This is a genomic window from Pseudomonas sp. KH_040, assembly GCF_057839305.1.
Map to the genome: position 1 here is coordinate 737,201 of NZ_CM174487.1, position 20,133 is coordinate 757,333.

Genomic DNA, 20,133 nt, shown 5'->3' on the forward strand with positions numbered 1-20,133 from the left:
TCCGTTCAGGAAAAGCGGGAGCTCTTGAGCTCCCATTTTTTTTTGTCCTGCGACGAACCCTTGTAGGAGCTGCCGAAGGCTGCGATCTTTTGATTTTGCTTTTTTAGAGGCCAAGATCAAAAGATCGCAGCCTGCGGCAGCTCCTACCGGGGATTGCGCGTCTACACTCAGTTGCACCAATGGAGCTAGCGGCAAAGGAGTGCGCCATGTCGCCTCGTTCGCGATTCAACAGCCCGGCCCGGCAGCGCGGGGCGATTGGCTTGATGGCGGCGGCCACCCTCAGTCTGGCGGTGGTGATGCTGCTGTTGGTGGTCGACACCGGTCGCCTGTACATGGAACAACGCAAATTGCAGCGCGTGGTCGACAACGCCGCCCTCGAAGCCGTCAGCCGTGGCGGTAATTGCCTGCCGGGCCTGAGCGCCGCCAGTTATGCCGGGCAAAGCGCCGTGCGCAATGGCTACCTCGTCGATGCCAGCAACACCCTCGCCACCACGTGCGGCACCTTGGTGACGGCCGCCACCGGCCTGCGCACGTTCGCAGTGGATGCCACGCAAGCGGCAGCGGTCAAAGTCGTCGCCAGTCGCACGGTGACCAGCAGTTTTGCCGGTGGCGTACAGGCCTTGTTCAGCGGCACACCGGTCAGTCTCAATACCACGCTCAATGCCTCGGCGGTGGCCGCCAAACCGCAGCCGACGGTGGCCCAGTTGAATATTCGCAGCACCCTGGCCAGCATCGATACGGCGCAGTCGAACATCCTCAATCCACTGTTTTCCGGATTATTGGGCGGTAACGTCAATCTCACGGCTCTGGGCTGGGATGGCCTGCTGAACACCGACATCAACTTGCTCAAATACCTTGATCAACTGGCGATCAATCTCAACGTCGCGGCCGGCAATTACACGCAGTTGCTCAACACCCAGGCGACCGTGACGCAACTGATTCAGGCGGCGGCGACGGTGGTGCAGCTCAATGGCGCGACCGCCCAGGTGATCACTGCACTGGGCCAATTGCAGGTCGCGGCAATCAATGCCGCGCCGGTCAAACTCGGCGACATCCTGCAACTGCAGACTGGCACCACGGCGGCAGGGCTGGACGCCAATCTGCAACTGCTGCAACTGATTCAGGGCGTGGTGCAACTGGCCAACAGCAAGAGTGCGGTGGCGGCGACATTGCCGATCAGCGTGCTCGGGCTGGCGAATGTCACGGTGCGGGTGAAAGTGATCGAACCGCCGCAGTTTTCTGCGATTGGCGATCCGGCGCGGGCCAAGGTCAACCCGACCGGGGCGGACCGGATTTATGTGCGTACGGCGCAGGTGCGCACATTGGTGTCAGTCAGTCTGCCGGTGCTCAGCGGCGTCACCGGGCTGACCAATGCCGTGCTGGGGCTGGTCGGTGGCTTGACCCCGACCCTCAATGCACTACTGAGTCTGAATCTGGTCAGTACGCTCAATTCAGTCCTGTGCCTGTTGGGCGCCGGTTGTGAGCAACTTGATCCACAATTGCTGCCATCACCGCAAATCGACATCAGTCTGGATGCCGGTGGCGCCAAGAGTTATGTCACCGATTACAGCTGTCCGACGGGCACCACCGGCACCAAGAGCCTGACCGCGCATACCATCACGTCCATCGCTGATTTGAAACTCGGCAAGATCGATCCGACCAATGCCTTCTCTTCGGCGGCCGAACCCACGGTGGCACCCTTGGCGCTGATCGATCTGGGGATCGTCACCTGTCACAAAATCCTGCTGCTCGGCACCTGTGATCCTGCCACCCATGTCCCTTTCGGCGCGGGAGGCATCGGCATCATGCTCGACACCAGCGTCGCGCAAAACACTCAGGATCTGGTCTTCTCCAGCGCCACGCCATTCGCCACCCCGGCCAACCTCAAATTGCCCCCAAGCATTCAGTCAGCCGCACCCACCAACAACATCGTCGGCAGCTTGTCGAACACCCTCGCCGGCATCAACCTGATCGTCTACAAACCCCAGGGCAGTAATCCATTGGGTGCCGTTGTTACCGGCGTCGCCTCGTTGATCAGCGATGTCACCAGCAAGTTACTGCCAGTGGTGACCAATCTGGTCAGCCCATTGCTCGACCCGCTGCTGAACAACCTGCTCAAAGGTCTGGGCATCAATCTGATGGACGTCGACGTCGGCGCCAACATGACCTGCGGCCAGACCGGCAAGGCCTATCTGGTGATCTAGGCGTCCACGGCAACCGGCAATTCGATGCAGAACCGTGCGCCCTCCACCGAGTTGCGCACGCTCAACCGGCCACCCATGTTGTCGATGATGCCGTAGCTCACAGACAATCCCAGACCGGTGCCGACGCCGATCGGTTTGGTGGTGAAAAACGGCTCGAAGATCCGCTCCAGCAAACGTGGATCGATACCGCCACCGTTGTCCTCGACCCACAACCGCACGCACTGTTCATCGCGTTCGGCATAGATCGAAATCCACGGTTTGAAGGATGAATCCTTCTCGCGTTTGCTCAGCAACGCGTCGCGCGCATTGACCATCAGATTGATCAACACCTGTTCAAGCTGATCGACGTAGCCGCGCACCTGGACCTCGAACCCGGTCTCGCTGATGCGCAAATCCACGCCTTTGCCGCGCATGCCCTCGGCCAGCAGCGACAGCGTGCCTTCAATGGCCGAGGCGGGGTTGAACAGTTGCTGCTCGATCTCCGAGCGCCGGCCGAATACGCGCATGTGATCGACCACTTTCGCCGCACGCTGCACCTGCGCGTCGATGCGGTTGAGTTTGTCGGTCAGGTAGTCGACCTGCACATCGCCGTTGCCCAGACGCTTGAGCACGTTGACGATGGCCATGCGCATGACGTTCAGCGGCTGATTGATTTCATGGGCCAGGCCGGTGGCCATTTCGCCGAGGGTGGCCATTTTCGCGCTTTGCGTGAGTTGCTGCTGCGAGCGGCGCACCTCGGTGTTATCGCGGCCCACCGCTTGCACTTCGATCAATTGGCCGTGTTCATCGAATACACCGCGATCGGACCAGACCCACCAGGCGTGTTCGCGGCCGGGCAGTTGCAGGCTGATTTCTGCGGTGCTCACCGGCTGTTCCGCCGTCAGTGATCCGAGACGCTGGACGAATGCGGCGCGTTGTTCCTCGGACATCCAACTGCCCAGATCGACCCCTGGCAGTTGCTCCGGCGTGCATTCCAGATACCTCGCCAGCGGCCGGTTGCCAAAGGTCAGAATCAGGTCCGGGCGATAACGACAGATCATCGCTGGCGAGTCCTCCACCAGAATCCGATAGCGCTCTTCGCTCTTTTTCACCTGCTCGGCCGCCAGGGTCGCCTCGGTGACGTCCAGCCACAGACCGACTGCTTCCACGGGCAGGCCCAGGTCATTGCGCAGCAACTTGGCTTCATCGAGCAGCCAGTGATATTCACCGTGACGATCGCGCAGCCGATAACGCGCGCGCACTGAACCTTCGCGCAACAGCTGGCGACTGCGGGCGAAATACAGGTCACGGTCTTCGGGGTGGATCATTTCGACCAAGGCCCCGTTCCCGCAATCATCAAGGCTCCAGCCCAGCAACGGCTGCAGGCTGGCACTGAAGAACGCCGGAATCAGTGCACCTTCGTGGTACTGCTGGACGTAAATTACTGCGGGCGAACTGGCGATCAGATTGTCGAGCCGTGCATGTGCGGCAGCGGCTCGTTGGTGCTGGTTCTGAATGTCGCTGATATCGAGCATGAAACCGACCAACCGGCGGTACTCGCCGCTGCCAATCACTTGGCCCTGCACGCGATACCACAGGGGGGCCTGCGCGGGATCATCGCTGCTCAGACGCACCGAAAGCGTCAGGGCTTCGCCCTGTTGCTGCAAGGCTTGCAGACGGCTGCGCAACTCGTCGCGGTCGACGGGATGGATTTGCCTCAGCCAGTCTTCCAGCGATAATCCGCCAGGGTTCACCTTCAGGGCTGCGGCCAGCGCAGGCGCCAGTTGAATGTTGTTGTCGCCTGCAAGGATCTCCCACCAGCCGGTGCCCAGCAGGGTTTGCAGCGCTTCGATGCGTTCCAGTTGCAGGTGATGTTGCTGTTCACGCAAACGCCCCAGTAAAGGCCCGGCCAGTGCACCGACCAGTGCGATCCAGTCGCGCTCGGTCAGGTACGGCGCGGCGCTGTCCACGGAGTAAAAACCGCAGAGCAGCCAAGCCACCACGCCGCGTTCATCGCTATACGGCACCGCGAAACCTTCGGCATTGCCGAACAGGACTTGCACCCGCGAGTGTTCGTCGAGGCCATGGTGTGCGCCGACACGCTGTGGCGCGACACCGTTCAGGCTGTCCAGCGGCGTGCCCAGACGCTGCTGGTCATGCCACAGATTCGGCGCATCGTGAGCGCGATACTGGCGATAGATTTGCCAACCCTGTTGCTCGTCATCGAGCAAGGCCAGGGCCACACAAGGGATATGCCAGCGCTGGGCGATCAGTTGCAATTGTTCGCTGACGATCACTGGCAAACGCAACTGGCTGCACGCGCGTAACTGTTCGCTGATCTGCCCGGCAATCAATTGGCAGGCATCCCGCTGACGCGATTGTTGACGTTCGAGCAGCAAGTCGGCGATATCGATCAACTGCATCAGCCAGCCTTCGCCCTGCGGCTGCACCCAGCCACGCAGGTGCACGGTCTGCTCGCCCAGACCGAAGAAGTCGAGATCAAGCAGCAGCCCCTGCCATTCCCTTGGTCGACCTTCGATGGCCAGTGTGCTGTGCGGCAGCAGGTAGGTGCTCAGCGGTAAAGGGTGATCGTGAGGCTTGAACTGCGCCAGCAGATGCCGCAACGGCCCAGCCATTTGCAGCACGCCACCGTCATCGTTCAGGTACAGGTGCAAGCCTGTTGCGGGTGAGCCGAGAGGGTCGGGCAACTCATGGGCGGCGGGCGGTGTGCGTTTGAGCAAGCGCCCGAACAGTTTGTCCCCCGACGTCAAAATTGCAGACTCGATTTGGCGGTCAGATAGGTGGGCAGACTAGGCACTGTGCCAACGACCGGAAGCACCAGAAACGGCATGACCTGATTCAACTTGCTGACTGGATAATCCACTCGCACCGTCAGCAGGCCTGACGCGCTGTATTGGCTGCTGGTATCAACGCCGACCACCAGGTTGAAGACCGGCGGAATCCAGGACAATTGCTGGGTCAGCGTGGCATTCGCGGTGTTAAGCACGACCGTTGAATAGTCGGGCGTGTTGGGGTCGACCGCGACACTGCGGCGTACCGCTTCGGACGTGGCCTGATTGAACGATTGCATCATCACCAACGGCAGGCTGTAGCTGACCAGACCGTAGAACACGGCGAAAAAGATGATGAACACCAAGGCGAACTCGATCGCCACCGCACCTTTTTGCGACTTCCGAAAGCCGGTTTTCATGAGTGCGTCTACCCTGACTGTCACTGCGTAGTATCAGCATAGAATCATTCCGCAAAAATGGACGGTTTTTACCCGATGTACAGTTTTGTCCTCTTGATCTGGCTGGGGCTGTGCGCGGCGCAAGACGCCCGCCAGCGACGCATCGCCAATGGGCTGACCTTCGGCGTCGCCGCGCTGGCGCTGATCTGGCTGCTGTGGACCGGCAGCACTTGGCTGGGCGCTGATGCGGGGCAGGGCGGTTGGGCTTGCCTGATCGCTCTGGCGCTGACCCTTCCGGGTTTTTTCATGGGCCGGATGGGTGCCGGCGATGTGAAATTAATGACAGCTCTGGGCCTTGCGACGGACGGTCTGTTCATTCTTGGCGTGTTTATTGGCGCAGGGTTTGCCAGTGTGGTCTGGCTGCTGCTGGCGCCAAGAGTCTGGCTCCATATGAGTCAAGGGCTTAGAGATCGTCTGCGATATCTGGCGCCAGATAAGTCAAAAAAGCTGCCATTTGCACCGTTCGTGTTGGTGGGGGCCGTGTTTGTCATGCTTTGGATCCACTAGTCGCCAAGCGCCACTAGTCCTATGTACATAGTCGGAAAGTACGTCTACTTTCAAAGGAACTGGTTATACAGCCAAAGGCTGGCAGTACAGGAATGGTCAGCTTTGGCCTGGCACATGGAGTAGCACGTGAACAAGCTTACGTCTGCGGTAAAAGTCCTCGTGGTCGACGATCAGCCGTTGATTGTTGAGGAGCTGTGCGAGTTTCTTGAAAGTAGCGGTTATCGCTGTGTGCCGTGCGAATCGAGTCTGCAGGCGATCGAGCGTTTCACTGAGGACGCGGAAATCGGTCTGGTGCTGAGTGATCTGCACATGCCGGACATGGATGGCATTCAGTTGATTCAGGCGTTGCAGCGACTGGCGGGCAAGCATCGGGCTTTTGAGGCGATCATGCTCACCGGGCGTGCCGACAAGCAGGATGTGATCAAGGCGTTGCGGGCCGGGATTGCTGATTACTATCAGAAGCCGATTGATCTGGATGAATTGCTCGAAGGTGTGCGGCGACAGGAGGCGGCTCTGCAGGAACGGCAGAAGAATCTGCAACTGGGGCATTTGAATCAGAAGTTGCAGTATCTGTCTGAGTCGATTGATGACCTTTATCAGGATCTGGACAAGGTACGGCGTAGTCCTTCGTCGGTGGCTCGCGATGGATTGGGTGGTGAGTCTGCTGAGGCTGAGGCGCAGGAGATGCCGGCGATTTTCAATCAGTTGTCGCCGCGGCAATTGGATGTGGCGCGGTTGGTGGGCAAGGGGCAGACCAATTATCAGATTGCCTGTGAGTTGGGGATTACCGAGAACACGGTGAAGCTTTATGTTTCGCAGGTGTTGCGGTTGACGCATATGCATAATCGGACGCAGTTGGCTCTGGCTTTGTCGCCGAGTGCTTCTGCTGCGCGGCAGAGGGTTACGGCGCATTGACTTGGCGGCCTTTGGGCCGACCAGGTTCTTGGGGTTTGGTGTGTATATCCGTTTTTTTGGGTGTTGCGGCTGGCGGTTCCGCCCTTACGGCGGGTCACTTTTTCAGACGCCAAAAAGTAACCAAAAGGCTGGGCCCCGGCGTTCGGCCCCTCGCTAGGGCTCGGGGTTCCTTCGTTCCGGGATCTATCCGGGGGGCATCGCCTACGGTTTGCTTCGCTGCACCTCCTCTCGATGTGTTTGGCTTCGCCAAACGGTCGCTGCGCTCCCACCCCCGGATAAATCCCTCCACTCAGCCTGCCGAAGGGGCCAGCAGATCAAAAGCTGCAGCCGAGCTAACGCTCATCCTGTTGAGTGGTTAGGAGCGGGTGAGGGCTTTTGATCTGTTTTATCGTCTGAATTCGACTCGGTCTTTCACGCCGGCGTAGCTCTCCACAGACAACTCGGTCAGTCCCCTCGCCCTCTGGGAGAGGGCTAGGGTGAGGGTTGGCTTTTGGCTGTTTAAATTTGTTGCAGATAACCGGAACCTTCCCACACGGTTTTCAGGTTGTCCGTCGGACGTGCGCTCTTTAGTCTCTGGCTGTCGCTGAACACTCAGCGATCGGGTGTGAGAACCCGGCAATTTATGGTCATCAAGTCTTTGTGCACGCATAATCGCCGCCAGCTTGTCTGCTGTCTGCAATGTGTCATGGCGGCTGTGTGCGGGCAGACTTCGGTCTGGCCGGGTGTCCATAACCGGTATTCTCACCCCGCATACAGCTGCCACCTTTTGCCCCGTGAGAATGGCAGTGGGTGGCGGCAAAGACTTTGGAGTTGTTTCAATGGACAAACTGATCCCCGACCCACCCCACGAACCCATCACCCCGCTCGAAGATGCCATCCGCGCCGACGACCTCGTCAAGAACCGCGAAGCGATCAAACGCGCTCTCGATTTCTACCTCTGCCCCGAATCTGCAAAACCCCGCCAGCCCAGCACGATGTTTCTCATCCATCCGAAAATCGATACCGAAAGCCTGCTCGCCCACGCCTGCGAATCCCTGGCTTCGGCCAACACCCTGGCGGGTAACTTTGCCGATCAGCTCGGCCGGCCCGAGCGCAATACCGCGCTGGCGATTCAGCAGATCGTCATGCTGGCCGAGTTGGCGGTAAACCGGGCGCTGGATCGGGTGGATCCGCAGGCCTGATTCGGCAGGCAAACTGTGTCATCGTTCTTCGCGAGTAGGCTTGCTGCCACATTTTGAAATGCATTTCAGCTGTGGGAGAGCGCAGGGGGGGCGGCTTTTGATTTGCGTTGGATTCGCCCCTCACCCCAGCCCTCTCCCGAGGGAGAGGGGGCCGATTTGTGTGTTTTTCAAAGCCTGAGTTCAACTCGATATTTCACGTCGGCGTACCTCTACCAAACACCCCGGTCAGTCCCCTCTCCCTCTGGGAGAGGGCTAGGGTGAGGGTTGGCTTTTGGCTGTTTAAATGTGTGCCAGATAACCAGAACCTTCCCACATGGTTTTCAGGTTGTCCGTCGGACGTGCGCTCTTTAGTCTCTGGCTGTCGCTGCCAATTCAGCGACCGGGTGTGGAAACCTGAATTTCAAGTAGATGCGTTGCATCGCTACCGCAATCATTGTCGGCGTCTTCTTTCGTCTGCAAACTGTGTCGCGGCGGCTGTGCGCGGGCAGGCTTCGGTCTGGCCGGTTGCCTACTTATCGGTTTTCCACCCTGCGTACAGCTGCCACCTTTTGTCGTGTGGAAACGACAAAGGTTGGCTCCTCAGCCAAGTAGGAGTTGATATGGACAAACTGATCCCCGACCCACCCCACGAACCCATCACCCCGCTCGAAGATGCCATCCGCGCCGACGACCTCGTCAAGAACCGCGAAGCCATCAAACGCGCTCTCGATTTCTACCTCTGCCCCGAATCTGCAAAACCCCGCCAGCCCAGCACGATGTTTCTCATCCATCCGAAAATCGATACCGAAAGCCTGCTCGCCCACGCCTGCGAATCCCTGGCTTCGGCCAACACGCTGGCCGGTAACTTTGCCGATCAGTTGGCCCGGCCCGAGCGCAATACCGCGCTGGCGATTCAGCAGATCGTCATGCTGGCCGAGCTGGCGGTAAACCGGGCGCTGGATCGGGTGGATCCGCAGGCCTGATTCGGCAGGCAAACTGTGTCATCGTTCTTCGCGAGTAGGCTCGCTCCCACAGGTGGAGTGCATTTCAAAAGGTGGGAGCGAGCCTGCTCGCGAAAGCGCTCGCAAGGTCACCCCATCACTAATTCTTGCTCTCGATCTTCCCACCCGCATCCGGATCATAAAAATCCGGAATCTCATATTTGTACTTCTTCAGCCACCGCTGCATCGCCAGATCCCGTTCGGTTGCGGTCGCCGTTTGTGGCTTGGGTGAGGCGGCTTTGTTGCGGCTTTGCAGGACCAGCCAGCCTTCGGTCTCCTGTTGTTGCGCCGAGGCGGGGCCGGCGTCGATGGCGGCGGCGCTGAGGGGCAGGCTGAGCAGGGTCAGGTAGCACAGGCCTTTGAAGGGATGCATGGCTGTCTCCTTACTTGAGCGATGACGGCAACGGGTCAGCGACGGCGGCCACTTGATTGCTGGTGGCTGGTTTGGTCTTGACCGGGGCTTTGAGTTTTTCTGCGCGTTGCTGGGCTTCGGTGAATTGTTCCGGGGTCAGTTTCGCGCGGCTGATGATTTCGGCAGCTTGTGGCCAGTCGTTCTGGTACAGCAACAGGGTGACCATGTTCAGGGTCGCCAGTTGGTTGTTCTGCTTGAGTTCGATCGCGGTGAGGAATTCGAAACGGGCGTCGTTCAGGCGCAGTTGGTTGAGATAGACCACGCCCAGGTCGTTGCGGATTTTTTCGTCGGTGGGCGCCAGGCGCGCGGCGCGTTGCAGGTGGGCCTGGGCCTGGCCGTTGTCGCCACGGGCGGCGTAGAGTTGGCCGAGGCCGTGTTCGGCTTCGGCGGTCAGGCAGCCGCCGAGCAGGCCGCGGTACAGCGGCTCGGCTTCGCTGCGGCCGAGCAAGCGATAGACCTTGGCTTTGCGCAGGCGCACTTCGCTGATGTTGTCCGGCAGGCTTTGCAGGTTGGCCAGGCTGGCGTGCAGTTTGCCGTCGTTGGCGAGGTCGTCCGCGAGGTTCAGGGCCAGCTCCTGCTCCTGGGTCATTTTGCTGCAACTGCTCGGTGACAGCAGCGCCGTCCACGGTGCCTGGCCGTCGGTGGCGCAACCGCCGAGCAGCAACAGACTTGCCATGACTATCAGTACTTTCATCAAACGCTCTCCATGAGCAAGGTCAGTTTGCAAACGCGCGGGCAATGGCGGTGAAGCCCGGGCCGGCGAGGACGATCAGCAGTGCCGGAAACAAAAACAGCATCATCACTACAGACATCTTCGCCGACATTTTCGAGATGTATTCCTGCAGGCGCGTCAGGCGGCGGTCATCCAGCAGTTGCTTGAGCGCCAGCAGCGACTTCATCGCGCCGCCGCCCTGTTGAATCAGTTGCTGGAGGATCACGCAGGTGTCGCTGAATTCATCTACGGCGAGCATCACCGCGGCTTTGTTCAACTCCTGGCCAAGTTCCAGGCCGCTGTCGACACGGGCCAGAATCAGGCGCAGTTCGCTGGTCAGTTCCGGCAGCAGTTTTTGCGCTTCAATGCTGAGTACCCGCAGGGCTTGTTCGACTGCCATGCCGGATTCGAAAAGGATGCGCAGCAGCGGAATGAAGGTCGACACCTCCACGGCAATGGTTTTCTGCCGCCGCGTCGCTGCGTAAGCCAGCAGACGTTTGGGCAGCAGATAGCCACCGCCGGTGGCGAGCATCGGCACGATCCAGCGGTTGCTGGCCTGGGGGAAAAATACTTCTTGCAGAAAGATCGCCAGGCCCAGTGTCAGCAACGGCGTGCCGATCTGGCAGGCCGCGAACAGCGCTCGCTCGTTGGCGCGGCGCCAGCCGATACGGTTGAGCAGGGTCTGGGTTTCGCTGTCGATGCTCACCGAGCGTTGCCCGAACTTACTGCTGCCCAATGCGCGCAACCAGCTGCCGAAGCGGTTCTCGCGCACCAGTTGTCCCTGCAGGCGCTGGTTGACCTGGCGCACTCGACGGCGCTCCACCAGCAGGTGATTGATCACCAGCATCAAGGCGCCAAGCAGCAACATCAGAGCCGCGAGCCAGACCATGTCAAACGCTCCGCAACATGCGCCACAGCGCCAGGCTTCCGAACACTTGCAACACGGCGGCGCTGATCAGCATGTGCTGCCCGCTCGCGTCGTTCCACATCCCGAGCATGTAGCCGGGGTTGGTCAGCATGAAGTAACTCACCAGCAGTAACGGCAACGAGCCGAGCACCCACGCGGTCATGCGTGTTTCGCCGGTAAGGGCGCGCAGTTGCCGCGCGCCCTGATCGCGTTCGCGGATCAGTTTGATCAGGTTCTCCAGCAGTTCGCTGGCATTGCCGCCGTAGCGATGATTGACCTTCAGTCCGAGGGCAAACATGCGCAGTTCGTCCTGTTCATAGAGTTCGGCAAAGTCGCTGACGGCATCCGGCAAGTTCACGCCCAATTGCACGTTGCGCTGGACCCGGCCCATGGCTTTTTTCAGCGGATCTTCGCTGGCTTCAATGCCGCCCATGACCGCGTCACTCAGGGTGCGCCCGGACTTCAGGCTACGCACGGTGTGATCAAGCAACTGTGGCAGTTGCTCGATCATGCGTTTGACCCGGCGCTGGTAGAGCACGGCGATGTACAGCCGTAACGCCAGGGGCGGAATGAAGATCATCAGCAGCAGGCCGATCCAGTCGGCGAGAAAATAACCCAGTGCCATCGCCAGCGCCCACAGACTCAGCCACAGGCCGAAACGCTCGGTCGGGCGGCCCAGCCCGGCACGCAGAAACATCCGCTCCAGTCCGACCCACACAGGTTTTTCTGGCGCCAGTTGCGGCTGTCCGGCGGCGAGACGGTTGAGGACTTTTTCCGTGGCGGTCTTGCGCAGGCCTTGCAGGAACAGACGGATCGACAGCCCCAGCAGCGTCAGGCAGATAACGATGAGAATGATCGGTCCCAGCATGCTCGGTGCTCCTTGCCGTCAGCCCAGATGCGTCTCGTGGCGTAGCTTGTCGCCGGCCGGATTGACCGCTTCGCGCAGGAAGCCGAAGCCCGTGCGGCGGTCGAGGCGGAACAGGGTATTGGTGACGTAGACGTCTTCGCGAATACCGACCACTTCCACCACTTCACTGACGCAGCGGCGCCCGTCAGGCATGCGCGTCAACTGAATGATCACGTCGAGGGCAGCGCAGATCATCTGGCGCAGGGTGCGTTCGGCGATGGAACGGCCCGTCAGGCCGACCAGTGTTTCCAGGCGCAGCAGGGCATCCTGGGCGTTGTTGGCGTGCACGGTGCTCATCGAGCCGTCGTGACCGGTGTTCATCGCGGTCAATACGTCGACCACTTCGACGCCACGAATCTCGCCGAGGATGATCCGGTCGGGGCGCATCCGCAGGGCGTTGCGGATCAGGTCGCTGGCCTTCACTTCACCGTGGCCTTCGGCGTTCGGCGGCCGGGTTTCCAGGCGCACCACATGCGGGTGACCGAGCTGCAATTCGGCGACGTCTTCGATGGTCACCAGACGTTCGTGCGGGTTGATCAACTGGCTGAGAATATTCAGCAGCGTGGTTTTGCCGGTGCCGGTACCGCCGCTGATCAGGATGTTGCAGCGCTTGCCGACGGCATCCTGGAAAAACTCGAAGATCGACAGGTCGATGGTTTGCATCGCCATCAGGTCGCTGCTCTTGAGCATGTCCTTGCGAAATTTACGGATCGACAGGCATGGGCCATCGAGGGCAATCGGCGGAATGATCGCGTTGACCCGACTGCCATCCGGCAGGCGCGCATCGACCATCGGCGAAGATTCGTCGAGGCGCCGACCGAGTGGCGCGAGGATGCGCTGCATCACGCGTTCGACGTGATGCGCATCGATAAACCGCAGGTCACTCTGGTGCAGCACACCGTCGCGTTCGATGAACACCCGGTGCGGGCCGTTGACCAGAATCTCGGTCACCGACTGATCGCGCAGCAACACTTCCAGCGGGCCGAAACCGGTTAACTCGTCGACGATCTCTTCGGCCAGGCGCTCCATTTCGTAGCGGGAAATCGCCAGGTGCAAACGCGCGATGTACTCGGCGACTTTGTCGGTGACGAACTGTGCGAGTTGCTGACGAGAACCTTCCAGCAGATTTTTGCCGGACTCTTCGAGGGCGTCGATGATGTAGCGATGCAGAACCAGTTTCAGGCCTTCGTGATCGCTGTTGCCGACGCCACTGCGGGGCGCCGCGCCGAAGAGTTTTTCTGCGCTCATGAGGTGCCTCGCAAGCGGTCGAACCAGGTCACTTTAGGCTTGGCCAGGCCCTCGGAACGTTTCGCTAACCTTTCACCGAGGGCGCGCAGGCTCTGGGTGAGTTTTTCCCGTGGGGCCAGTTCGAACAGACTGACGCCCTGGTTTTTGGCGTTCAGGCGCACTTCCGGGGTGAGGGCCAGCGTGGCGATCACTTCCAGGTTGAAGGTTTTGCCGAGGGTTTCCGAATTAGGCGCAACGTTGCTCAGGTAGCGGTCGATCAGCAGGCGTCCGTGGTCGAGCTTCATGCCTTTTTCCCGCCACAGATTGAGCACGGCGAGGTTGCGCCGGCAGTTGAGCACGTTCTGATCGGTGTACCAGAGCAACTTGTCGCAGTGGCTGACAAAGGTGCGCAAGGCTTCGCTGTCGGTCTGTCCGGTGAGGTTCACGACGATGTGCTGGAAGTGCTGGCGCAAGGCGCTGAGCAACATGTACAGCTCGGCGGCGCTGGTGTTTTCCAGCGGTTCATCGTTGCTGGCGTAGGCGAGAATGCGCAGGCCGGCCTCGGCGCTGGTGAAGGCACTGTCGATCAGCGTGGCGTCGAGCCTGCGCAAGTGGCGCAAGGCATCGCCGAAGTGAAACGAGCTCTCCAGCCCGAGTAGGGCGAGGCTGTCACCGCGCGGCAACCCGAGGTCGAGCAACAAGGTTTGCTGACCGCTCTTTTGCACCACCAAGGCCATGTGGTTGGCCAGCAGTGCGCCGTCGGAACTGCTCTGCACGCCATACATGACCGTGAGGCCACCCAACTGCGTGTTCGGTGCTACGGGCGGCAGGCGTTTGCTCAAGCGCCGCACCAGCCCGGCGACTTCACTGGAGCGCGAACCGTAGGCGACAAAATCCCGGGCGCCGGCGCGCATGGCATTGAGCACCAACTGATTGTCCATGCCGTCGCCAAGGGCCACGATTGCCAGCATCGGTTTGGCTTCCAGCGCGCCTTCGATCAATGCGCTCTGGGCGACCACGTGTTCGCGATCCAGGCCGACGAACACCAGGCTGGCAAAGGTCACGTCCACCAGTGCCAGCAATTCGTCGAGACTGCCGCCACCGGCGCTGACCACCTGACCGAGCGGCGCGAGCGCGCCTTGCAGCCACTCCAGATCGGTGCTGTTGCGGGTGATGGCGAGAAAGGTCTGGCTCAGATTCTGGCTCATTGGGATAACCCGCTGCGCTTGTCGAAGTTGCCGTTTTCAAGAAAAAACATGCGATAGAAATTCGGGTCGTAATTGCGCAGTTTTTCCCCGGGTAATGATGGCAGCTGGGCGTCGGCGGCCAATGGCTGCACCAGGTGCGGGGTGACGATCATCAGCAGTTCGCGCTCTTCGCGCTTGATCTGTGAGCCTTTGAAAAATGCACCGAGCACCGGGATGTCGCCGAGGCCGGGAAACTTGTTCACCTGCGAGCTGTTGGTGGTGCTGATCAAGCCGCTGATGACGAAGCTTTCGCCATCGCCCAGTGAGACGCTGGTGTCGGTGCGGCGGATGGTCAGGGCGGGCACAGTGGTGCCGGCGATTTGTACGGCATTGCTGAAGTCGAGTTCGCTGACTTCCGGAGCGACCTTCAACGCGATGCGATCACGGCCGATGATGGTCGGCGTCAGAGTCAGGCGGATGCCGAATTCCTTGTATTCGATCGACACGCTGTCGCTGCCGGAACTGGGCACCGGAATCGGTATTTCACCGCCGGCCAGAAAGCTTGCGCTCTGACCGTTCAGCGCGACCAGACTCGGCCGTGCGAGGGTGTAGGCGAAGCCGCTGGTTTCCAGCGCGTTGATGATCGCCATGGTCTTGCCGCCGATCCACGAAAAGTTGAACAGTGAGTTGTCCACCGGCAAACGTGGCTGCGGCACGCCATCAATGGGGGGCAGGGTGCCGGGCGAGCCGAACAGAAAGTTGCCGCGCGTGCCGATCAGCGAGGCGGTGGCTTCCTTGAGTTTGGTGCGGCTGACTTCGACGAAACGGATGTCGGTCTGCACTTGCGACGGCAGGCTCGGATCATCCGACGGCAGGCTGCTGCTCAACGCAGCGGTGGCGGCGCCCTGCACGAACACCATGCTCTGGCGCGGCTCGCTTGAGCACGACGTCCAGACCATCAGGCTGGTGGCGCCGGGCGCCACACCGGTGAGCAGAAAGGACGAGCTGCCGTTGGCGTGTACGTCGGCGATTTTCGGATCGCCAATCGCCAGACGGGTGATCGCTACCGGGGACTGCACGTCCTGTTGAAACCCTTCGCCGATTTCGATCACCGGCGGCATGCGCCCCAGTGCCGAACAGTTGCCGACCGCCGCGAACGCAGCGTCCATCGACAGACCCATCAGTAGCAGGGCGCGCAGCATGGTTTTGAATGTCGGCCTGAAACGACTCTGCATGCCCTTGGATCCTTGCGCAGTCATGGGTTTTGTTGGGTGATCTGATTGCCGCGAATGATTTCCACCGCCGGCCGTGCAGCGCCAGCGGAGCCGCCGCTGGAGGGCGCTTTCGGTGCCGCGCCCATGGCCAGTTGGGTGAACTGGAAGAGTTGTCGGTTAGCCGTGTCGACATGGGCCGCGGACTGATTTTCGCCGGCCCAGTACTTGGCCAGGCGTTGTTCTTCACTGCTGCGTACGGCCAGGCGCAAGGTGCCGGCTTGTGTGGCGAGCATCAGGCGACTGAGCAGTTGTTCCGGCACTGCCAGCACTACGGTGCGCGCGGCGATGCGGCGTTGATCCTGTTTGAGTTTTTCATCGGCGCTCAGGGCCGGCGATGCCGGTTGGCCGTCGTTGGTCAGGCCGTACTGATCACCCACCCCAAGCACGCGCATGGCCGGTAGAACGATCTGCGCCGATTGTTCGAGGTTGCTGGAATCCTGGCGCAGGTAGAGCAAGACATCGACGTAATCGCCGGGGATCAGTTGTCCAGCCGCGCCGATCACTTCGTCGACCGCCACGGTCAATGCGCGCTCATCGCGGTGAATCATGCGTGCCAGTGAGCCGCCGGCGCTGAAGCTTTCATCATTCAGCCAGGTGCCGGCGCTGAGGTGCCGCCAAGGTGTACGGCCGATGGCCTGATCGACATTGCTCAAGCTGCCGGCCGGGGCACTGCGCAGTTTTTCCACCGTGACATCGGCGGCCGTCAGTGCGGTGAACGGCGGCACATCGTGCAGCAACACCACTACCGGTTGGCGGGTCTGGTCTTCGGCGATCGCGACAGTTTTTTCAACGGTGACAGTTGGGGCGACGGGGGCGGCGGCGACGGGCGCTGGTTGACGACTGAGTACCAGTCCCCAGTAACCGACAAAAATGGCTCCCAATAACAGGATGGCTGCAAGGCCCATGGTGACGCGACTGTTCATGACGGCTCTCCCTTTCCTGCTGCACTACCCACCGCACTTGCTAACGAGAGAAGTTCCCAATCCGGCAGCTATGAACATGCAACTATTTCGCTATTTCCACGCTAGCTGATCCAAGCCAAAACGCCATTACTGACAGGAAAATAACTCACGAAAGTATGAGTCTTGGCCAATTAACAGCAGCAATCGGCAACTTCGCGATGTGATTAATCCTTTGTGATTAATCCGTTCTTACAGTTGTTGGGCGGGGGTTTGTTGACAATGCTCAAATGGCACGGTGGGTCTTGGCCGCTGCAGCGTGACATTGGCGCCAAAGGCGCAAAGGAGTAGTCGTATGTGTCGGATGATCCTCGATTATTTGATGGCCAGAGTCCGTTTGCTGGTCAAAAACGAAGAAGCCGCGTCGGCGATCGAATATGCGATCGTGGTGGCGATGGTTGCGGTAGTCGTTGTGGCTTTTGTCACTCCGCTGGGTAACCGGGTGTTGGCTTACTTCAATAACATTCTGACCGGGCTGGGTGGCACAGCGGTAACCAGGCCCTGATTGGCGAGGAGAATTGCGATGCTCTTTGATTATTTGAAAGTGCGTGTCCGCGGCTTCTTTGCCAGTACTGAAGCAGCGTCGGCAATCGAGTATGCGATTGTCGTGGCGATGGTGGCGGTGGTGGTCATCGTGTTCGTCACCCCCGTTGGCGCCCGGGTACTGGTGATGTTCAACAATTTGCTGGTGGCACTGGGCGGCACTGCCGTGACGGCCCCCGCACCGCCGTCCTGAGCTGAACGAAGCTGATGCCTGGTTGATGCCGCGCTACACTCGGGTTCACTTTCAGTTTTCAGGGATTGCCCATGAATGCTCCTTCGCTGCCGCGCCAACAGTTGCTTCTGGTTGACGATGAAGAGGACGCATTGCTGGAGCTGGCAGAGTTGCTGGAGGGTGAAGGGTTTACTTGCCATACGGCGACGTCGGTGAAGCTGGCGTTGCATCATCTGACTCGCCATCCCGATATCGCGCTGGTGATTACTGATTTGCGTATGCCGGAGGAGTCCGGGATGTCGTTGATCAAGCGGTTGCGTGAGCATACTTCTCGGCAGCATTTGCCGGTGATTGTGATGTCGGGGCATGCGGATATGGAAGACGTCAGTGATCTGTTGCGGTTGCAGGTTGTGGATCTGTTTCGCAAGCCGATTTATTACGTCAGGTTGTTGGAAACTCTGGATAATTTGTTTCCCAAGCCTTCGAGGAATGTGGCTGGGTGATTGGGGGGCCTATCCGTTGCTGCGGGTGTGGCTGATTAGGGTTCCGCCCTTACGGCGGGTCACTTTTTCCAGACGCCGAAAAAGTAACCAAAATGGCTTGCTCCTACGTGCGGCCCGCTCGCTGGGGCTCGGGGTTCCTTCGCTCCGGGATCGATCCGGGGGCAGCGCCTACGGTTTGCTTCGCTGCACCTCCTCTCGCTGTGTTTGGCTTCGCCAAACGGTCGCTACGCTCCCACCCTCGGATCAATCCCTCCACTCAGCCTTCCGACGTCGCCCGTGGATCAAGATCAAGAGCTGCAGCCGAGCTAACGCTCATCCTGTTGAGTGGTGAAAAGCCTAGGAGCGGCGTGGGTCGCTTTTGCTTTTCTGTGGGAGCGAGCTTGCTCCGGGCGGCGTTCCGACGAAGGCGGCCTGACAGCCGACCAATTTCTAACTGAATGCACTTAATCCAACTGTAGGAGCGAGCTTGCTCGCGAAGGCGGCCTGCAATCCGACCCATTTCTGCCGGTTGTACATTCCACCCGCCGCTGCCGAAGCCTCCTTGGTATTTCAGCTTACAACTGGTAGCTGAAACTTATGCTGTACCTGGGCTTGCGATTGAACGTGTCCAGCGCTTCATCCGACATCGCCTTCGCCGCTTCCAGCGCAATGTTGTAGTACTTGGCGTCGCCAAAGCGTAGTCCGATTGCTGCCGATGACAGATTATTGGCCTTTACCGGCAGTTCGTTGAACCAGCTGCGCGAGCGGTCGAGCACCACGTACGGTTGCAGGATGCGCACCCAGTTGCCGTCGCGGTTGAAGCTGTAGTTGACCTCGTACGCTACGCCCCAGCCCTTGTCGCCGGACGCTTGATCGTCGGGATAACCGCGACCGAAATTCTGCCCGCCGAACACCGCGCGTTCGCTGTCGGGCAGGGTGTCGTCGCTCCAGTACAGCGCGGCCGACAGCACGCCTTGCCAGTTGTCGAGGAACTTGTTGCTCTGCACCCCGGACAGGCGTACGCGGAAGAAATCGAGGTCGATGTCGTCGTAGTTGGTATGCGCGCCCAGGCTGTCGAAACCCTGATACACGCCGCCACTGAGAATGCGCAGTTGCCGGGCATCGGCCTTGCGCCAGTCGCCTTCGAAGGCCAGAGCGCGTACGTCGGTGCGGAACTCGGTGCTGAACGGGAAGTTGATGCCGTTGTAGCGAGTCTTGTCGTCGACTGCGTACAGGCGCGAGCCGGCGGTCAGCAATTCGTTGGAGGCGGCAATCAGCGGCAGAGTGAAACCGATGGAGTAGCGGTCGTTTTCTCGATGGGTGCTGAGTCGACCACCGCCGTCGATGAGGACTTCGGTACTGGGATCGGCGCGGTAGCGTGATGCGGACAGCGCCAGTTGCGCGCCTTCGTCATTGAGGAACTGGTTGTAGTCGAGGCGGTAGTAATGTTCGTGATCGTCACCCGGCGGGAACAAACCGCTGAGGCTCAGTTGCTCGCCCATCGAGGTTTGCGAGTTGCTGCTGACACCGAGCAAAGCCTGGGTGCCGTTGCGGTTGTCTTCGGTGGTGCTCAGCGTACTGGTGAAGGGTTTGCGGCTGGCCTGGGCGACCAGGGTTGTCGCGCCGTCGGTGGTGCCCGGTGGTGGCACCTGGGCCTGAATCGTCACGCCGGGGATGCGCGTCATCAGCGTGGTGTAACGCTCGAAGGTCTTGCGGGTCAGCGGCCGTTCGGCCTGGATCTTCGCCGCCAGTTTGTCGAGCAGCGCTTTGACTCGGCCGACATCGCCCTGGATCTGGACATCCCGCACGTAGCCTTCCACCAGCACCACGCGCGCGACGCCATCGTTGAAGTTTTGCTGCGGCAAGAACGCATAGGACAGCAGGTAACCGTCCTGCTGATAGCGTCGAGTGATGTTGCGCGTGGCTTCGATCAGGTCGGCGAGCGTGGCTTGGTGGCCGATCAGGGGCTTATAGATTTCGGCGAGCTCGTTGAGCGGGTAGAGGGTTCCGCCTTCGATCTGCACGGTTTGCAGATTGATCTTGGTATCCATCAGCAGCGGTTGCGCAGCGGCGGCACCGGCGTCCGGCACTTGCACGGGCGTGGCGCTCGGGCGATAAGCATCGGCCGGCAGGTTCGGCACAGGCAGGTTGCGGATGGTTTCGTTGCTGTTGAGAAAACTGGGCAGGGTGTCGGCGAGGGCGGCGGAACTGAGACTGAGGAACAGCAGGGATGCCATTACGCGCATAGGACACTCCATGGTCAGATCACAGCGCAGAGCTGTTTTTTTCCTAAGAAAAAAGCGGAAGACTCGTGGGAATCTTCCGCCCTCAACCA

The 20,133-nt window shown here is 60.2% G+C and carries 19 protein-coding genes; 8 read left to right on the forward strand and 11 right to left on the reverse strand.

Features of this window, described 5'->3' with window-relative positions:
* Positions 1-206 precede the first annotated feature (206 nt).
* The gene (locus AC3IUF_RS03215) at positions 207-2,204 is read left to right on the forward strand and encodes a pilus assembly protein TadG-related protein (protein WP_007914629.1); all 1,998 of its coding nucleotides are present in this window, start codon (positions 207-209) and stop codon (positions 2,202-2,204) included.
* Here the strand turns inward: AC3IUF_RS03215 and AC3IUF_RS03220 are convergent.
* Both AC3IUF_RS03220 and AC3IUF_RS03225 read right to left on the reverse strand, forming a co-directional pair.
* A complete protein-coding gene (locus tag AC3IUF_RS03220) occupies positions 2,201-4,954 on the reverse strand; it encodes a PAS domain-containing sensor histidine kinase (RefSeq protein WP_489280345.1) in 2,754 nt (917 codons plus the stop codon). The genes AC3IUF_RS03215 and AC3IUF_RS03220 overlap by 4 nt on opposite strands.
* Entirely contained in the window at positions 4,951-5,394 is a 444-nt protein-coding gene (locus tag AC3IUF_RS03225; RefSeq protein WP_414893245.1) for a TadE/TadG family type IV pilus assembly protein, read from the reverse strand. The genes AC3IUF_RS03220 and AC3IUF_RS03225 overlap by 4 nt, the downstream gene beginning before the upstream one ends.
* 75 nt (positions 5,395-5,469) lie before the next feature.
* On the opposite strand from AC3IUF_RS03225, the gene AC3IUF_RS03230 reads away from it, so the two are divergent.
* The 4 genes from AC3IUF_RS03230 (at position 5,470) to AC3IUF_RS03245 (ending at position 8,998) form a co-directional block, all read left to right on the forward strand.
* Positions 5,470-5,940, forward strand: coding sequence for an A24 family peptidase (locus AC3IUF_RS03230; protein ID WP_176472353.1), 471 nt, complete (start codon positions 5,470-5,472; stop codon positions 5,938-5,940).
* Positions 5,941-6,066: 126 nt separating this feature from the next.
* Positions 6,067-6,855 (forward strand): response regulator transcription factor, encoded by a 789-nt coding sequence (locus tag AC3IUF_RS03235; RefSeq protein ID WP_007914633.1) that lies wholly within the window; start codon positions 6,067-6,069, stop codon positions 6,853-6,855.
* 818 nt (positions 6,856-7,673) lie between these two features.
* Positions 7,674-8,036, forward strand: a complete 363-nt coding sequence (locus AC3IUF_RS03240) for a DUF6124 family protein (protein ID WP_489280348.1) — start codon at positions 7,674-7,676, stop codon at positions 8,034-8,036.
* 599 nt (positions 8,037-8,635) lie between these two features.
* Complete coding sequence (locus AC3IUF_RS03245) at positions 8,636-8,998, forward strand: DUF6124 family protein (RefSeq protein ID WP_489280350.1); 363 nt, start codon at positions 8,636-8,638, stop codon at positions 8,996-8,998.
* 118 nt (positions 8,999-9,116) lie between these two features.
* Here the strand turns inward: AC3IUF_RS03245 and AC3IUF_RS03250 are convergent, their stop codons facing one another.
* Genes AC3IUF_RS03250 through cpaB form a run of 8 tightly spaced genes read right to left on the reverse strand, consistent with a single transcriptional unit; the run spans position 9,117 to position 16,565 of the window.
* Positions 9,117-9,389, reverse strand: coding sequence for a DUF3613 domain-containing protein (locus AC3IUF_RS03250; RefSeq protein WP_034154790.1), 273 nt, complete (start codon positions 9,387-9,389; stop codon positions 9,117-9,119).
* Between the two features lie 10 nt (positions 9,390-9,399).
* Positions 9,400-10,122 (reverse strand): tetratricopeptide repeat protein, encoded by a 723-nt coding sequence (locus tag AC3IUF_RS03255; protein WP_095114391.1) that lies wholly within the window; start codon positions 10,120-10,122, stop codon positions 9,400-9,402.
* 22 nt (positions 10,123-10,144) lie between these two features.
* The gene (locus AC3IUF_RS03260; RefSeq protein WP_007914637.1) at positions 10,145-11,029 is read right to left on the reverse strand and encodes a type II secretion system F family protein; all 885 of its coding nucleotides are present in this window, start codon (positions 11,027-11,029) and stop codon (positions 10,145-10,147) included.
* 1 nt (position 11,030) lies between these two features.
* Positions 11,031-11,915: a type II secretion system F family protein gene (locus AC3IUF_RS03265; RefSeq protein WP_095114392.1), complete on the reverse strand. Its 885-nt coding sequence runs from the start codon at positions 11,913-11,915 to the stop codon at positions 11,031-11,033.
* An 18-nt stretch (positions 11,916-11,933) separates the two neighbouring features.
* Positions 11,934-13,202, reverse strand: a complete 1,269-nt coding sequence (locus AC3IUF_RS03270) for a TadA family conjugal transfer-associated ATPase (RefSeq protein ID WP_095114393.1) — start codon at positions 13,200-13,202, stop codon at positions 11,934-11,936.
* Positions 13,199-14,389, reverse strand: coding sequence for a CpaE/TadZ family protein (locus AC3IUF_RS03275; RefSeq protein ID WP_007914643.1), 1,191 nt, complete (start codon positions 14,387-14,389; stop codon positions 13,199-13,201). The genes AC3IUF_RS03270 and AC3IUF_RS03275 overlap by 4 nt, the downstream gene beginning before the upstream one ends.
* Positions 14,386-15,603 (reverse strand): type II and III secretion system protein family protein, encoded by a 1,218-nt coding sequence (locus tag AC3IUF_RS03280; protein WP_414893248.1) that lies wholly within the window; start codon positions 15,601-15,603, stop codon positions 14,386-14,388. The genes AC3IUF_RS03275 and AC3IUF_RS03280 overlap by 4 nt, the downstream gene beginning before the upstream one ends.
* Before the next feature lie 20 nt (positions 15,604-15,623).
* Complete coding sequence (gene cpaB / locus AC3IUF_RS03285; RefSeq protein WP_007914647.1) at positions 15,624-16,565, reverse strand: Flp pilus assembly protein CpaB; 942 nt, start codon at positions 16,563-16,565, stop codon at positions 15,624-15,626.
* Between the two features lie 340 nt (positions 16,566-16,905).
* Between cpaB and AC3IUF_RS03290 the strand changes: the two genes are divergently transcribed.
* The 3 genes from AC3IUF_RS03290 (at position 16,906) to AC3IUF_RS03300 (ending at position 17,819) form a co-directional block, all read left to right on the forward strand.
* On the forward strand, positions 16,906-17,106 hold the full coding sequence (locus tag AC3IUF_RS03290; protein ID WP_042705039.1) for a Flp family type IVb pilin: 201 nt from the start codon (positions 16,906-16,908) through the stop codon (positions 17,104-17,106).
* An 18-nt stretch (positions 17,107-17,124) separates the two neighbouring features.
* Positions 17,125-17,337, forward strand: coding sequence for a Flp family type IVb pilin (locus AC3IUF_RS03295; RefSeq protein WP_007914651.1), 213 nt, complete (start codon positions 17,125-17,127; stop codon positions 17,335-17,337).
* A gap of 71 nt (positions 17,338-17,408) precedes the next feature.
* A complete protein-coding gene (locus tag AC3IUF_RS03300; protein ID WP_007914653.1) occupies positions 17,409-17,819 on the forward strand; it encodes a response regulator in 411 nt (136 codons plus the stop codon).
* Positions 17,820-18,373: 554 nt separating this feature from the next.
* On the opposite strand, the gene AC3IUF_RS03305 is transcribed toward AC3IUF_RS03300, so the two are convergent.
* On the reverse strand, positions 18,374-20,044 hold the full coding sequence (locus AC3IUF_RS03305; protein WP_489280353.1) for a ShlB/FhaC/HecB family hemolysin secretion/activation protein: 1,671 nt from the start codon (positions 20,042-20,044) through the stop codon (positions 18,374-18,376).
* Between the last annotated feature and the right edge of the window lie 89 nt (positions 20,045-20,133).